The 15,475-nt window shown below is 45.0% G+C and carries 17 protein-coding genes, 1 pseudogene and 1 riboswitch; of the genes and pseudogenes, 15 read left to right on the top strand and 3 right to left on the bottom strand.

Annotation, left to right across the window (positions count from 1 at the left end; all coding sequences use genetic code 11):
• Positions 1 to 45: 45 nt before the first annotated feature.
• From C0Q44_RS19240 to C0Q44_RS19180, 13 genes are all read left to right on the top strand, one after another.
• Positions 46 to 2,034, top strand: a complete 1,989-nt coding sequence (locus C0Q44_RS19240) for a hypothetical protein (RefSeq protein WP_258166446.1) — start codon at positions 46 to 48, stop codon at positions 2,032 to 2,034.
• 62 nt (positions 2,035 to 2,096) lie between these two features.
• Positions 2,097 to 2,582: a hypothetical protein gene (locus C0Q44_RS19235; RefSeq protein ID WP_017688056.1), complete on the top strand. Its 486-nt coding sequence runs from the start codon at positions 2,097 to 2,099 to the stop codon at positions 2,580 to 2,582.
• A gap of 16 nt (positions 2,583 to 2,598) precedes the next feature.
• Positions 2,599 to 2,997 carry a hypothetical protein gene (locus C0Q44_RS19230; RefSeq protein WP_105408864.1) on the top strand — a complete coding sequence of 133 codons (399 nt, stop codon included), beginning with the start codon at positions 2,599 to 2,601 and terminating at the stop codon, positions 2,995 to 2,997.
• Positions 2,994 to 3,545 (top strand): hypothetical protein, encoded by a 552-nt coding sequence (locus C0Q44_RS19225; RefSeq protein WP_105408863.1) that lies wholly within the window; start codon positions 2,994 to 2,996, stop codon positions 3,543 to 3,545. Before C0Q44_RS19230 ends, C0Q44_RS19225 begins: the two co-directional genes overlap by 4 nt.
• Entirely contained in the window at positions 3,532 to 4,515 is a 984-nt protein-coding gene (locus tag C0Q44_RS19220; RefSeq protein ID WP_105408862.1) for a hypothetical protein, read from the top strand. Before C0Q44_RS19225 ends, C0Q44_RS19220 begins: the two co-directional genes overlap by 14 nt.
• A gap of 137 nt (positions 4,516 to 4,652) precedes the next feature.
• A complete protein-coding gene (locus C0Q44_RS19215) occupies positions 4,653 to 6,203 on the top strand; it encodes an ABC-F family ATP-binding cassette domain-containing protein (RefSeq protein ID WP_105408861.1) in 1,551 nt (516 codons plus the stop codon).
• Between the two features lie 105 nt (positions 6,204 to 6,308).
• Positions 6,309 to 6,418: riboswitch (TPP riboswitch) on the top strand.
• A gap of 215 nt (positions 6,419 to 6,633) precedes the next feature.
• Positions 6,634 to 7,308, top strand: coding sequence for a thiamine phosphate synthase (locus C0Q44_RS19210; protein ID WP_105408860.1), 675 nt, complete (start codon positions 6,634 to 6,636; stop codon positions 7,306 to 7,308).
• Between the two features lie 47 nt (positions 7,309 to 7,355).
• Positions 7,356 to 7,559 carry an FAD-dependent oxidoreductase gene (locus C0Q44_RS19205; protein WP_105408859.1) on the top strand — a complete coding sequence of 68 codons (204 nt, stop codon included), beginning with the start codon at positions 7,356 to 7,358 and terminating at the stop codon, positions 7,557 to 7,559.
• On the top strand, positions 7,541 to 8,584 hold the full coding sequence (locus C0Q44_RS19200; RefSeq protein ID WP_181151082.1) for an NAD(P)/FAD-dependent oxidoreductase: 1,044 nt from the start codon (positions 7,541 to 7,543) through the stop codon (positions 8,582 to 8,584). Before C0Q44_RS19205 ends, C0Q44_RS19200 begins: the two co-directional genes overlap by 19 nt.
• The gene (gene thiS, locus C0Q44_RS19195) at positions 8,581 to 8,784 is read left to right on the top strand and encodes a sulfur carrier protein ThiS (RefSeq protein ID WP_105408857.1); all 204 of its coding nucleotides are present in this window, start codon (positions 8,581 to 8,583) and stop codon (positions 8,782 to 8,784) included. The genes C0Q44_RS19200 and thiS overlap by 4 nt, the downstream gene beginning before the upstream one ends.
• A gap of 2 nt (positions 8,785 to 8,786) precedes the next feature.
• Positions 8,787 to 9,554, top strand: coding sequence for a thiazole synthase (locus C0Q44_RS19190; RefSeq protein WP_105409308.1), 768 nt, complete (start codon positions 8,787 to 8,789; stop codon positions 9,552 to 9,554).
• A complete protein-coding gene (locus tag C0Q44_RS19185; protein ID WP_105408856.1) occupies positions 9,551 to 10,603 on the top strand; it encodes a ThiF family adenylyltransferase in 1,053 nt (350 codons plus the stop codon). The genes C0Q44_RS19190 and C0Q44_RS19185 overlap by 4 nt, the downstream gene beginning before the upstream one ends.
• Positions 10,604 to 10,721: 118 nt before the next feature.
• Positions 10,722 to 11,426: a winged helix-turn-helix domain-containing protein gene (locus tag C0Q44_RS19180; protein ID WP_105408855.1), complete on the top strand. Its 705-nt coding sequence runs from the start codon at positions 10,722 to 10,724 to the stop codon at positions 11,424 to 11,426.
• A 119-nt stretch (positions 11,427 to 11,545) separates the two neighbouring features.
• On the opposite strand, the gene C0Q44_RS19175 is transcribed toward C0Q44_RS19180, so the two are convergent.
• Together C0Q44_RS19175 and C0Q44_RS19170 are read right to left on the bottom strand one after the other, a co-directional pair.
• Complete coding sequence (locus C0Q44_RS19175) at positions 11,546 to 12,046, bottom strand: C40 family peptidase (RefSeq protein WP_105408854.1); 501 nt, start codon at positions 12,044 to 12,046, stop codon at positions 11,546 to 11,548.
• A gap of 295 nt (positions 12,047 to 12,341) precedes the next feature.
• Positions 12,342 to 12,983, bottom strand: a complete 642-nt coding sequence (locus C0Q44_RS19170) for a thiamine diphosphokinase (RefSeq protein ID WP_105408853.1) — start codon at positions 12,981 to 12,983, stop codon at positions 12,342 to 12,344.
• A gap of 237 nt (positions 12,984 to 13,220) precedes the next feature.
• Here C0Q44_RS19170 and C0Q44_RS19165 point away from each other — a divergent pair.
• Both C0Q44_RS19165 and C0Q44_RS19160 read left to right on the top strand, forming a co-directional pair.
• Positions 13,221 to 13,861 (top strand): annotated as a pseudogene (locus C0Q44_RS19165) (trimeric intracellular cation channel family protein).
• Between the two features lies 1 nt (position 13,862).
• Complete coding sequence (locus C0Q44_RS19160) at positions 13,863 to 14,333, top strand: low molecular weight protein-tyrosine-phosphatase (RefSeq protein WP_105408852.1); 471 nt, start codon at positions 13,863 to 13,865, stop codon at positions 14,331 to 14,333.
• 166 nt (positions 14,334 to 14,499) lie between these two features.
• Here the strand turns inward: C0Q44_RS19160 and C0Q44_RS19155 are convergent, their stop codons facing one another.
• Entirely contained in the window at positions 14,500 to 15,234 is a 735-nt protein-coding gene (locus C0Q44_RS19155) for an alpha/beta hydrolase (RefSeq protein ID WP_105408851.1), read from the bottom strand.
• Between the last annotated feature and the right edge of the window lie 241 nt (positions 15,235 to 15,475).

Below are 15,475 nucleotides of genomic sequence, written 5' to 3'. Positions count from 1 at the left end.
AGCATTTGCGCAGGGGGGCTGCTGATCACGCTCCTGGTTTTAGGTTTGTTACGTCGTAGAGGAGGTGGTTCGACAAGTCAATCCGGCGAGATTCTTACGCTGAATGGTAATGGGTTAAAGGGATTGGGATCACTCTTGTTGCAGTCCTACCGCTTTGGAATGAAAGTACCACTGCTTTCGGCCTATATTCTACAGGTGCAGAAACGTATTTCGTTCCGCCATGTTGGGGATGAGCCTTCACTTCGAAGGCTTACGATGACAGTGGTTCTGATTATCCTGGGAGGTTATGGAGGCATAAGTGTCATTCTGTTTCTTCTGCAGCCAGGTATAGCTTTTGTCATATTGTCCGTGCTCTGTGCTGTGGTGTTGAACAGTCTTGTGCTGGATATGTGCCTCAGTCGTATGGAGAAGAGATTGCTTGTACAGATGCTGGATCTGTTTGCAGATGTAAGGCATCGGTACCATCAGCATGGCATGGTTGAGGAAGCGCTCTATGAAGCTGCTGAGGCAGGCACAGGAGAAGCAGCAGAGCAGGTAAGACTGATCTACGAAGCGTTAACTTCTCCAGATCCGAATGAAGCACTTGAACGTTATTACGAAGTGGCTCCCAACCGTTTTCTCAAAGGTTTTGCTGGCGTATCTTATATGGTTATGGAGTTCGGAGACAAGGACAGGGAGCATGGGTCCATCTATCTTAAAGGACTGGGTAACCTGACTCAGGAGATTCATCTGGAAATTTTGCGACGTGATAAATTGGACTATCTGCTCAAAGGACTTAATGTCATAGCGCTTGCTCCAGTATTGTTTACTGCTCCGATCGAACGCTGGGCCAGAGTCAGTTTTCCAACGATGGATGAATTTTATCGCAGCAAAATCGGTTTTGTTACCAAAATATCCATCTATGTCATCATCATTCTTGCTTATTTGCTTCTGCAAAGGCTCCAGCAAAACGATGAGAGTCGTTATCGGTCAGGGCATAAGCATTCATGGTTGGATCAGTTTCTATACAAGCAGATTTTCTTACGGAAAATGGCGATGTTGTTCGCAGCTAAACCTGGCAGTACACAATACAGCCAAACGATAAGGCTAATGAGGGAGAGCAGTTCGGAGTTGAAATACGAATGGCTCGCCATTCGTCGAGTGATGTTATTTGCAACTTGTATTGTGCTTTCAATGGGGTGCATTTTGCTCTTGCACCAGGTTGAACGTAATCACATCTTGCATGATCCGATCAGGGATGATCGAATGTTTGGCGCAATGGCTGAAGCGGACCTCAGGAAGGCTGAGGAAAAAACAGCGTTGGATCAATCCGTGTTGGAGAGTGTAGAAATGAACCGTGGGGCTACATACGAAGAGATCTCCATAGTGTTGCAGCAACTATCTCCCGTTCAATTAGATCATGATACACAGACTGAGACAATCGCGCGCGTTATGCAGAAATTAGAGGTGTATAACAAGCAATATGTACGCTGGTGGGAAATAATTATAGCACTTGTTATGGGTGTGGCAGGTTACTACATGCCCATATGGCTGATGTTATTCCAGCGGAAAATGCGAAGGTTGGATATGCGACATGAAATCTATCAATTTCAGACGGTGATTTCCATTTTACGTGAGATGGACCGCATGTCAGTAGAAGAAATATTGGAATGGCTTAATCGGTTTGCTGTCATTTTCAAGCGTCCTTTGCAGAAATGTTTGTTACATTTTGAACATGGGCCCGAGCATGCACTTGAACAATTAAAGGAAGAGGCCGGTTTGCCTGAGTTCCAGCGACTCGTTGATAAATTGCAGCTTGCTCTAGGCAAAATTACAATACGTGAAGCCTTTGATGATCTTGAGAGCATGATGGCATTTTATTTTGAACAACGCAAACAGGAGTACAGCAAAATGATTGATGTAAAAGCATCGTGGGGAAGAACGATCGGATTTACACCGATGTATGCCCTTATTTTTCTATACCTGGTTATTCCATTGGTCGGCATGAGCTTTTTGCAAATGAACATTTATTATGATCAGATTCAGAAATTGTAAAACAGTTCATCTGTGTGACGGTTTGAAATGTATGAATAACATATAACTTGGGAGGATTTATTATGAATAATGCATCAAGCGCTTTAAAGGTGGCAGCAGGGATATTCTTGACGATCGCTCTGATCACTATCGTAGTTCTATTGTTTATTTCGGCTCAAGAGGCAACCAAGACGGCTCAGAACAATTTTGCCGATATCCAGACCGAGTTGTCCCAGGCCGCATTTACGGTGTATGACGGAACAACAATCAGTGGATCACAGGTAACCAATGCACTGCGTAAATACGCGGACAAGGAACAGTTTGGTATTAAAGTCATTACGGGTAAAAATGTAGCTGGTCAATGGTATGGCAATCAGTTGAATATTTCTCAGGATCTTAATAATGCGGATTATGGCTCTGTCATTGGACCTGAAGATAAGGTAGGTATTATTAATCAGACCATGAGTGAAAAAGACAACCAGTATGTCAATCCAAGTGGTAAATTCAAAGCCATTATTGTGAAAGACCGATCGAACGTGGTAAGAGGGCTGATCTTCCAGCAATCCTGACAGGAGTTGGTTTAACATGTCCCGGAATACCCAGCATCTGATGTTGTTCTGTACGGCGGCTGTCCTGTTTGTGACAGCCTGCCTTTACGGGCAACACCAGATCAGGATTTTATCGGCAGCTTTGAATGACAGAATACAGACAATGGCAGGGTTGGAGGGGCGCCTGATTACAACATTGCATACAACCAATCCAGATCAATATAGTGGTGCGGAAGTGGTGCATACTGTAAGGCAGATGACTGGAACGGGCATTCGTGTCGAGGTGGATGGTAACGCATATGTTATTGATCCACTCCTTAACAAAGCAGCGACGATTCCTGTCCAGCTCACTTCAAGGTACAGACCAGAATTCTACCGGAGCGAAACCGGAGAATTGCTCAAGATCGCTTTTTGGAAGGAGGCCAGCATGAAATGATTAATGCCGCATCCAAGCTGCTTGCCGTATTGCTAGCAGTCCTTCTGCTCTATGTGTATCCAGCTGCTGAAACCGCTGATCGGCAAGATGATATAGCGCGTATGACAGCTACTCAGAATGTAACACGTTTTGTAGATAGTGTACGAACGAAAGGCTATATTTCACCACGAATGTTCGCTGAGTTTGAGGAGCAGTTAGCCCAGACAGGCAATGTATACGAGGTCTCGATGGAGCATTTACATAAAAAATATGTGCCTCACTATACCGACCCGATTGTCACAAACAGTTTCGCCGGGACGTATGAGGTCGTACAGGATGGATATTATTCAGCTCAGATTCGGGAGAGACTGTTTCCGTCTTCGGGTGCGGCATCCGTTGATGATCTTGTCCGAAGATACAAGTTGACAACGGGAGATTTTTTCACTGTAACTCTCAAAAATTCGAATCGAACACCTTCCATGCTCATTCGTGAATGGTTGAGTGGAACAGCTCAGGCTTCAGCGGTATTTATCGCATATGGAGGTATGGTCCTCAATGAAGATTACTGAGCTATCCATTGTATTCATACTTATCTTCTTCCCACTCTTCTGGATCATTTCACTCCATAGCCAAGATGCCGAAGAGGCTCAATATCTGGGCCACCGATACAGATTGGCGCTTCAAAATGCAGTAATGGATGCTGGTGCAGTGATGCATCAGAATGAGAAACAAAATGATGAAGCGGGTTATGATTCAACCAAGTTTGTTAAAGCGGACAAGGAGCTTGCGCTCGCAACGTTCACCCAGACGATGGCTCTTAATATGGGAATTCAGGATGATCCGGCAGCTATTCAGAACATGTTTAATTATATTCCGGCTGTGATTCTTCTGGATTATGACGGCTACTATATGTTGTCCAAAGAAACAGAGATGACGGGGAACAGCGAGAGTTCTTTCCGGCAAGTGTGGAGTCCGAAGAAACCTTATACATATTCAGATTCAAATGGTAGCAGTATCAACTTCACGCTGGATGGCTATGTATATGCTTACGATGCAATCGCAGGGAGATGGATTGAAGGGTTCCAAAAAGAACTTGCTTCTAACACAGAGATTCCTTTGCTTCAGGATGCTGACATATTTGAGCAGGTTAGACGAAGCCGGATTGTGACCACTGTGCAGGATGATCTGGCGCATGTAATTAATCGTCATAATGAATTTTCCAGAAAAAATGGAGTGTCCTATACGTTTACTATGCCTCTGATTTCTCAAGAAGAATGGTATAACTCCATCAATGACTCAGGGATTATGGCATTTATTCAAGGAATTGCTGTAGGTGATCAGAAGATCAATAATTACGCGATTGGCGGAGGCAGACTTGTCAAAAAAAAAGCCATCGTGGGCGGGGTCGACCCGTTAACGGGAATCAAATACTACTATCCCTCCACTTGTGGTAATGGATACCGTGCTGAAGAAGTGTTTACAGATGCCAAACAAGCAGCCGCACAGGGTTATTTCGAATATAACTGTTCTATTCATTAGGTTGTCTACATGGGGAATTCATGGAAGAGGTTCCTGTTATGTTTACATTACTTTCAGAAAAGACGGAACCTGTGCTAGAATAGGGTTTCAGAACTATAAGCAAAGTAATGTCTAATAGATAGGAGCAACCTCATCTTATGAGTTTATTGTCAGTAGAGAATGTGAGTCACAATTTTGGAGATCGCACGTTATTTAAAAATGTATCGTTTCGCTTACTCGCCGGAGAGCGTGTAGGACTTGTTGGTGCAAACGGTGTGGGTAAATCCACACTTATGAACATCCTTACCGGCAAATTGCTTAAAGACAGTGGGAAAGTAGAATGGACACCTAGAGTCCGTTATGGATATCTGGATCAGCACACGAAGCTCACACCAGGCAAAACCATCCGTGATGTGCTAAAGGATGCTTTCCTGCCGTTGCTTGAATTGGAAAAAGAAATGATGAATATTACAGATCAGATGGCAGATGCAGATCCGGAGAAGCTGGAGCAGCTGCTGGAAGAGATGGGCGAAATTCAGGAACAATTGGAGCAAGGCGACTTTTATCTGATTGACGTGAAAGTGGAAGAGATGGCCAATGGTCTTGGTTTGTCTGCAATTGGTCTTGATCGGGATGTCGCATCTCTAAGTGGTGGACAACGTACCAAGGTACTTCTTGCCAAGCTACTGCTCGAGAAACCTACAGCTCTTTTGCTGGATGAGCCGACCAACTATCTGGATGTAGAGCATATCGAATGGCTGTCGCGTTATTTGAAAGATTATCCGCACGCATTCCTTCTAATCTCCCATGATACAGAGTTCATGAATGAAGTCGTTAATGTCATTTATCATTTGGAGTTTGCCAAATTAACGAGATATGCAGCGAACTATAACAAGTTCCTGGAGATGGCGGATATGAATAAAGCCCAGCATATTGATGCGTATGAGAAGCAGCAAGAGTACATCAAGAAGCAGGAAGATTTCATTCAGCGTAACAAGGCACGTGCTTCCACTTCAGGTCGAGCGAAGAGTCGCGAGAAGCAGTTGGATAAGATTGATCGAATTGATCGTCCGGATGAAGCAGCCAAACCAACGTTCAAATTCAAGGATGCACGTGCGAGCAGTAAAACGGTCTTTGAGGGTATTGATTTTGAAATCGGATATACGTATCCTTTACTGCCCAAGATGACAATGACAATTGAACGCGGTGAGAAAATTGCCATCGTAGGTTATAATGGTGTGGGTAAATCGACACTGCTGAAAACCATCCTGGGAAAAATATCTCCGCTCAGTGGAAAGACTTTCTTGGGAGACTATCTCGAAACAGCCTATTTTGAGCAGGAAGTTCGTGCTGGGAATATCACGCCGATTGAGGATGTGTGGAATGAGTTTTCACATTTGACCCAGAATGAGGTCCGGGGTCATCTCGCTCGCTGTGGGTTGAAAAATGAGCACATTACTCGCCCGCTTAACATGCTGAGTGGTGGAGAACAAGCGAAGGTCCGTTTATGCAAGCTTCTGATGCGTGAAAGCAACTGGATTCTATTCGATGAGCCGACGAACCATCTGGATGTCACAGCCAAAGCGGAGTTACAACGTGCCTTGCAAGAATTCAAGGGAACGGTGGTACTAGTATCTCATGAACCTGAGTTCTACGAGGGTTGGGTCACCAAAACATGGAATGTCGAAGAGTGGTCCGAGAAAAACTAGATTTTCGAGCAGCGTTATAGGGCAGTAAGTCGTCTTGAATCCCGTTATAATAGAAATGAACGGTGACAAAAAAATCCGTCTATGGTAACATAAGCTACAACTTCATATGAACACTAGGGGGGCCGCACGATGTGGCTGAGATGGAAGAATGCGATTCCGGACCCTTTGCACCTGATCTGGATCATACCAGCGTAGGGAAGTGGCGCGCACGTTTCAGTGAATGACGCGAACAAACGGAAATTCGAAAGAATTTTAATCGTTTGCATAGCGAATTGAAACATGCAGTTCCGTGTAACATTACGGCTATTCATTCTATAGCAGTTTGCACACGCAATGAACTGTATGCATCATTCAATCATCTGTTCCAGCAATATACGCAGCCACTCCCCTACGGGAGTGGCTTTTTTGTGTTTTTCTTGATATCACTCACATGCGGAAGGAGATGGACAACGCGTCAATCGCTCATGAACACGTGAATGGCTCATTTGAGCTACATGTTATATCTACAGGAGATGGAGATAGAGTATCTTTTGTTCAGGCAGCCAAGGTTGTCTGGCCATGGGTGGATTATATCCACATTCGGGAGAAGCATCTCTCGTGGCAGAATCGGATCTATTGGGCTGAAAGTTTGCGGAGTGTTGGGGTTCAAGCTTGTCGCATTGTGATCAACGGCTGCGAACTGCCTTCGCAGTCTCGCACCTATGGTGGTGTACATTGGGGACAAGAGGCTATGCGTGATTACAACATGGAAGCCGTAAACAATATCCAACAACAACGTCTGGGTGTTTCTGTTCATTCCATGGATGAAGCGAGAGTTGCCGAAGATCGGGGAGCGCATTACCTTTTTTACGGGCATGTTTTTGCCACAGGCAGCAAGCCAGATGCGGAACCAAGAGGATTAGATGCGCTGGCTGAAGTGTGCTCCGGCGTCTCCATTCCAGTAATCGCGATCGGTGGTATCCAACCAGAAAATATATGTGCAATCCGTTCGTCGGGAGCGAAAGGAGCCGCCGTAATCTCAAACGTGTGGACTGCCGATAGCCCGGAACAGGCTGCTGCGTCATTAAGAAAGGCCATTATCGATTCGGTGAGATGGAGAGGTTAGAACTGAACATAGCCGCAATAAAGCTGCTTAATCAAGGAGATGAGACGATGGGAGAAGAAGAAACGGATTGGAACAGGAACCGTTCCAGATTTCACTCGGGCTCGGAATTAAGAAGCAGGAGCGTGGCTGAGAAGCGGGATAAGCTTCTTGCAGAAACAATTATTGTAGGTGGCGGCGTGATTGGCTGTGCCATTGCATATGAACTTGCTTCCCGGGGCGTGATGTACTGCTGTTGGAGCGATCAGCGATAGCGAGCGGAACTTCATGCGCAGCGGCCGGGATGCTCGCGGTAGACAGTGAGGACTTTGCTCACCCGCTAATCTCGAAGCTTGCCCGACAGAGTAGAAAGTTGCTTCATGAACAACAGGAGCAGATGGCTACACGCTACGGGGTGGAGATTGGTCTCCAACGTCATGGATTCCTAACCCCGTTTCGTTCATACAGTGAAATAAGCAGTTATAAGAACAAACGGAATTCTACTTGGTCTACAGAACCAGTTTGGTGGGATCGTTACGCTGTGCAACAGGAAGCACCTTGGCTAAACAGGGATACGTATGGAGCCTATTATAGACCTTTCGAAAGTGAGGTTCTTCCTGTTCATCTGACCCAGGCATATGCTGAATCCGCTCAAGCGATGGGAGCGAGGGTGATGGAAGGGATAAGGGATATACGCGTGAAAACCAATGAACACGGCGTGCAGGGGATCACCACTTCTATCGGGGAGATGCGATGCAAACATGTCATCATTGCGGCGGGGTTACAGGGTGAAGAACTGATGAGACATGTCGATCTAAGCTTGCCTGTTTGGTCGGTAAAAGGAGAAATAGCTGCCGTTCAGTTCTCAGCCGAACATGCAGGCTACAGACCTGACAGAACCGTGTATGCAGAAGACATCTACATTGTTCCCAAAGCCAATGGGGAAGTCTGGCTCGGAGCAACCAGTCTGCCCGGCAGATCGGATCAGAACGTTTCTGTTCAAGGGGTTCAGAAGCTATTAGCGGCGGCCACCCATTGGGTTCCTGGGATGAAAGAAGCACAATTTCTGCGAGCTTGGGCAGGTGTAAGACCGGCAACTCCAGATGGGCTGCCTTATATAGGAGCTTGCAAAAGTATTCATGGGCTATACGCTGCTTTTGGACATTATCGTAATGGAATCTTGCTCAGCGCCATTACAGGCAGACTAATCGCTGAATTGCTCGAGGGCAGAAGTTCAGAAGAACTGGGAATTGAGGAATTGTGCCCTGAGCGATTAAACAGAAAGGGAGTTGTACAGTGAATATCATCGTTAATGGTCAACGGATGGAGATTGAAGACCGTTTAAACCGTGTAGACCAATTGCTTCAATCATTTGACTTGCAAGTCAAGACGGTCGTTGTTGAGCTAAACAAGCATATCTTAACACGAGAATATCATGAGACGACGGCATTAAAAGACGGCGATCGAATCGAAATTGTTCATTTTGTGGGAGGCGGTTGATGATGTTGAAGATTGGGAAATACACATTTGAGTCCAGATTGTTGCTGGGAACAGGCAAATACCCGGATCTGAAAGTGCAAAGCCAGGCTGTGGAAGCATCGGGTACAGAAGTTTTGACATTTGCGGTTCGGCGTCTGAATCTGGAAGAACGAAGCAAACAGCATTTTCTGGATATGTTGGATCTGGAGAGGTACACTCTCCTACCCAATACGGCTGGGGCTTCTAATGCGGAAGAGGCTGTGCGAATCGCAGAGCTTGCGCGGGCTTCGGGACTTTGTGATATGATAAAAGTCGAAGTCATCGGAGATGGAATTACATTACTTCCAGATCCGATTGAAACGTACAAGGCTTGCGAAATTTTGCTTGAAAAGGGCTTCACGGTACTGCCTTATATTTCGGATGATGTGATTCTGGCCAAAAGGTTGCAATTGCTCGGCGTACATGCTGTAATGCCAGGAGCCTCTCCAATCGGAGCAGGCAGAGGTATCATCAATCCTTATAATCTGGAAATTATCATTGAGCAGGCCGTTGTGCCTGTAATTGTGGATGCGGGATTACGCTCTCCCAAAGATGCTGCCCATGCCATGGAACTTGGTGCAGATGGCGTATTGTTGAATACAGCTGTATCCGGATCAGGAGATCCTGTGAGCATGGCGAAAGCTATGCGAATGGGGGTAGAGGCAGGCAGAATGGCATATGAGGCAGGAATGATCCCCATGAAGCGTTATGCAACAGGCAGCAGTCCGGTGGAAGGAATGATTCATACATGACAGATCATCAATTAACATCTTCCGAGCAGGCCGATCGTTATTCCAGACAGGAGCGGTACGCGCCGCTTGGCAAAGAAGGTCAGGCCAGATTGAGGGACAGTAAGGTGTTAATCGTAGGTGCTGGTGCACTTGGTACAGGAATCGCAGAGACATTGGTTCGTTCGGGTGTCGGGTGCATTACCATTGTGGATCGGGACTATGTGGAGTGGAGTAACCTGCAACGGCAGCAATTATATGTAGAAGAGGATGCGATTCAACGTATGCCCAAGGCGATGGCAGCGGAAAAACGCTTGTCGGCCATTAATTCTACTGTTCATGTACAAGGCAAAGTAATGGATGTCAGAGTGGACGAACTGGAAGAACTCGTACAGCATGCAGACTTGATCATGGATGCAACGGATAATTTTGATACCAGACTACTCATTAATGATATGGCGCAGAAGTACCGTATTCCGTGGATATATGGTGGATGCGTGGGTAGTTACGGAATTACGTATACGTTTATGCCTGGGGAAACCCCTTGTTTAAACTGCTTGTTGGGTGAGGTCCCGCTTGGGGGAGATACCTGTGATACTTCTGGCATTATTCCTCAAGCGGTACAGATGGTCACTGCGAATCAGACAGCAGAGGCGATGAAATGGCTTAGTGGTAATGCGGATGCGCTCAGACGTAAGTTACTGTCATTTGACGTATGGAGGAACGAATACATATCCATCAATGTGGATGGTGCGAAAAAGCTAGACTGTCCTTCTTGCGGGGATTCGGCAACGTATCCATACCTTTCGGCATCCAATCTTCAGAAAACGGATGTATTGTGTGGCAGAGATACCGTTCAGATCCGACCTTCACGGCGCATGAATCTGGATCTTCAACACACAGCGGAGCGTCTGGATCGACTCCAGGAAGGGAAAGTAGAATCCAATCCTTTTTTGGTTTCTTTTACGACAGGAGACCATAGGATGGTCATTTTCCAGGATGGACGGGTCCTTGTTCACGGTACCAAAGATACAGCTGAAGCACGTACGCTTGTTGATCGATATTTTGGCTGAATCAAAATTAATGCAAAGTCTGTTCCCACCGAGGGAATGGACTTTTTTGTTTTACGGCATGATAACTGTACCAACCCTGCTGTGAGCAGCGGGATAGAGACAGGCCGGGTGAAGAACAGTGAAAACAGCCATACTGTTAATTGGAGTAGAGGAGCAGGTCAGCCTTATTCAGGGCGTATTATGTGCCGAAGGGTATGAGGTACAACGAAAGGAATGGTCTGAACTACATATATCGGTTGAATCTGCGTTGTCACACATCAATCTCATCATCGTGGTTGACAGGGAAGAGGAAGAATCTAATCAGAGGGAAGAGCAGAAGTCTGTGCTCAAACAATTCATTAACAAGAGCCCAAGCACACCTTTACTGATTATTATCTCCAAAGCATCTCCTCAATTCATTGTAGAATGGCTGGATTACGGAGCTAATGATGTGCTGGAGCAACCCATTCACTGGAAAGTGATGCTGGCAAGAATACGAAATTTATTACGTGTTTTCGCTAATGTAACCCAAGAGAGTGAAGAAGTTATTGTAGTTCATGATCTTAGAATGAATTTACGTTCAAGGCGGGTAAATCGGTCGGGTGAATACTTGACACTAACACCAAAAGAGTATGAATTATTGGAATTTTTGGCTTTGCATGTGAATGAAGCGTGCACTCGGAGTGATATTTTGCGGAAAGTCTGGGGGTATGAGTTTGCAATGGATACCAACGTAGTGGACGTGTATATCAAACATTTGAGGGATAAGGTGGACAAGGGAAGAAATGTGAAATTGATTCATACTGTACGGGGGATTGGTTATATGCTTCATGACAAAAATTAAACGTCCTCCCGGTTCCATGGAAATCCAGTTTGGAGTGTGGGGAAAAGAGGGTGAAAATAAAAAAGACCGGATTATAGGCTCCGGCCTTTGCATACTAGTTATCTCGTATAAATGCTTCTCTAAAGAACGCGACGAGCTTTAACATACGTTCTCTTCCAAGTACCGGAGTCCAGATCCGAGAGGGTCACACCGGGAGATCCATAGGTATGCAGAATTTGCCCATTTCCTGCGTACACACCGACATGTGTCACGTTAGAGCCGGTAGAACGGCTGCCGCTGGAGAAGAATACAAGGTCACCAACACGCAGATTTGCTTTGGACACAGCCGAACCTTCTTTGGATTGATTAACGGACGTGCGCGGCAAGTCTACACCATACTTCTCGAAAATATATTTCATGAAAGAAGAGCAGTCAAAAACTTTGGTTGTATTTGTTGAAGCACCAAACTCATAGGGTACACCCGTAAATTTCTTACCATAGTTAACAATTTGTTGACCTGTAGATACAGAAGCGGTTGCTGCCTGTGCAACAGGTGCGTTAGTCATTAATACAGCTCCAAAACCTAGTGTAGCGCACAACCCGACGGTTACGGCCTTTTGGACAAAGATGTTTGTTTTCATAATAGTTAGTACCTCCAAAATTCGTTTTCGTTAAGTTGCTAGAGCGAGTATAACAGGTTTGTAACAGCCTAGAAATTGGATAGGTATGTGGAATCCCTTATGCGACAGTCGTTTGGGTATGTTTATTAAAATACAATTAAAAATGTCAAAAAATTAATCATTGACGAATGACAATCCTAGACTAAATAGCAAAGACCCTTGGTAATCAAGGGTCTTAGTGATGTTTCAATCTATTTACTTCTTCAAATCATTGGTTACAAAAACGTAATAAATAAGAATGAACTTGCAAATAAGTTTAATCTTTGCTCTGAATAATCAATAGCATGCCGCTATCAATCGTGATTGTACCTGTGGTACCTAATAGTTTATTACTTACGCCCAGAGATTGTCCCATGCGAATGGTAGCATGATCCAGTGGATACATGAAACCTTCCAAACTTATTCCTGTAACCTCGTGAGTCAGGGGTAGCAAAGAAACATATGTATAATCACGGTGTTCAACCACAGTTCTGGATGTAGTCAATGTCATGTAGTTATGCTTATCCTGAATGGCACAAGAAATTTGGTGCTGCATGGCGCGAACCATAATATGTACATTGGCGAGTGTGTGATCCATGCGTGTGCCTGTTGCTCCTAACATAAGGATGTGAGAAGGTTCATGATCAAGTGCCGTCTCAAAAGCCATCTCCGTATCTGTAAGATCCTTATGAACAGGGTCACAAGCAATGAACTGAATGCTATTGTTACGAACAATCGTTTGTTCCGCTTCAGTAATAGAGTCAAAGTCTCCAACAGCAATGTGGGGCTGTACACCATGTTGAATCAAAAATAATGCCCCGCGATCAGCCGCGATAATCATATCATCTTCCCGTAGTTCCTCCATTAATTCAGCCGAGAGGTTTCCGCCAGTAAAAATAACAATTCGTTTCATCGTCATTTTAATTCATCCTTCCTAAATTCCGAGAAAAAATAATTTATTATAAGAATATGGTTCTGAACTTGTACAAATATAATCACCAAACCAGTATAATCCACAAATTGTGGTTGCACAATTTCAGTTCTCGCGGATACAATGGTTAGAGCGACACGGAGATGACTTGAAAAGTGAGGTTTGAACAGGTTGGACTTACACATTTTTGAAGTATTCAGCATTATAGGTACCATCGCGTTTGCAATGTCAGGTGCTTTCGTGGCCATGGAAGAGGAATACGACATTTTGGGCGTACTGGTGCTGGGACTTGTGACTGCATTCGGAGGGGCATAATCCGTAACGTACTCATAGGTATACCTGTAACAACATTATGGAGTCAGGGATCACTTATTATGCTGGCCTTGGTATCTGTGGCAATTGCGTTTATACTACCGCTCAAGTGGATTGGTCACTGGAAGCGAACAGAAGCATTGTTCGATGCAATTGGTCTAGCAGCATTTGCGATTCAGGGAGCCTTATACGCGGCGAACATGGGACATCCCATTAGTGCGGTTATTGTGGCGGCAGTGATGACCGGTATAGGTGGCGGCGTGATTCGTGATCTGCTTGCTGGACGTAAACCGCTTGTATTACGGGATGAAATTTATGCTGTATGGGCAATGACAGCCGGTTTTGCCATAGGTATGGGGTGGTTATCTACCAATGCGAGTCTATTACTTTGTTTTGCGGCCGTTGTGTTTTTCCGGATGTGTTCTGTACATTATAAATGGAAACTGCCTCGTCGTTCACTGGTGCAATCGGGGAACGTCAACCCACAGCCAGAGATTGTTATAGCACAGTCAACACCACCGGTGCTACAAGGCACGTTAAGCAAGGGGGATTAATATGATTCACGTTTTATTTGTATGTCTGGGTAATATATGCCGTTCACCAATGGCTGAAGCAGTACTGCGTCACAAGGTCCTGAAGAAGGGGCTTGAACATCAGATTCGTGTTGACTCAGCGGGAACAGGCAACTGGCACGTTGGCAAACCTCCACATGAAGGAACTCGGGATTTGCTGGATTCCTACCAGATTTCATATGCCAATATGGCAGCAAGACAATTCGCCAGCGAAGACTTCACGCAGTTTGATTACATTGTATGCATGGATGATTCCAATGCGGATAACGTGCGCAGCATTCCTGGTGGAGCTGAGGCGGAAATCATTAAGTTGATGGACTTGCTCCCGAATGAGAAGCTCAGGGAAGTACCTGACCCATATCACACAGGGAATTTTGAAGAAGTATATGAACTGGTGAATGCAGGTTGTGATGTTTTGTTGAAACAGATTGAAGAGCAACATTCATTAATCTAGGAAATAAATACGATCTTATACTTACCTTGTAAACGGACAAAGGAGCAGGAGCGAACAAGCGTGGTTTCCTGCTTCTTTTTCAGATTATAATTGTAAGCGGTATCATATGTTAAGGAAACAATGGCGGTCTTTCGACCGCCTGTTGGAATGGATCATATTCATTTATTTATCTTTCCTGAAGAAAATAAAGCAATGCATCAGGCAGTTCATTCTGCCAAAAGCCCCACTGGTGATTCCCGTCTTTCTCCTGGTAGGATACGAGAGCCCCACGCTTTTCAAGCAAATCCCGGGTATCCCGGTTTAATTGCACGAAATTATACGTACCTGTGTCTGCTGCAAAAGCAGTCTCCTGCAGACCCACGATCATCCAGATCGAAAGCCAGGACAGGTCTTCAGCTGCGGCGTAGATTTCCTGAGAAGCAGAATAGAAGGCACCGGACATGCTGATAACACGTGTAAACAGTTCCGGATATAACAGAGCGAGATGAAGCGAAACACTTCCACCGAGCGAGTCCCCGGCTAGTATCCGTTCTTGCGGAGAACGGCGCACAGGATATTTCTCTTCTATATAGGGAATAATCTCTTCAGCGAAGCAAGTGGTATATGCCTTGAACCGATCTCCAAAAGGAGCATATTCCTGAGTTCTTACAGATACATCCACCTGAACCCCTACAATAATGAAAGGTTCGGCTCCTTCGTCCAAAATAATACGGTTAGCTGTTGTAGCAATTCGTCCAAAATTAAAAAATTCTTCGCCATCCTGACAATAAACGACAGGGTAGCTAAGCAGTTCGTTATATCCCGGAGGAAGATAAATGCGGAGAGTGCGTTTCTCTCCAAGATATTGACTCTCGATCTCTTCCTTCACAATCGTGCGTTTCAAATAGCGGGAATCCGTCATAAAACGTCACCTTTCTCGGTTGATTTTTGCATTCGACCGCGCAATACGGTAAGATTACCCTTGTGCGGGGATAGGTCAAACAAGCAGACATGTATTATGCTGTTATACCAATATTAAACCCCTGTTATACATACAATCCGACAGGAAACATAAAATAATTACGGATTTCTTTGACGTATGCAGTGAAACAGGTGTATAATAATATTATAACAGCGGAACTTGATATTCAAATTTTTTGTTG

This window comes from Paenibacillus sp. PCH8, assembly GCF_002968835.1.
Classification (GTDB): Bacteria; Bacillota; Bacilli; order Paenibacillales; family Paenibacillaceae; genus Paenibacillus.
Note: the sequence above shows the minus strand (reverse complement) of the source record. Positions and strands in the feature narration are given on the sequence as shown.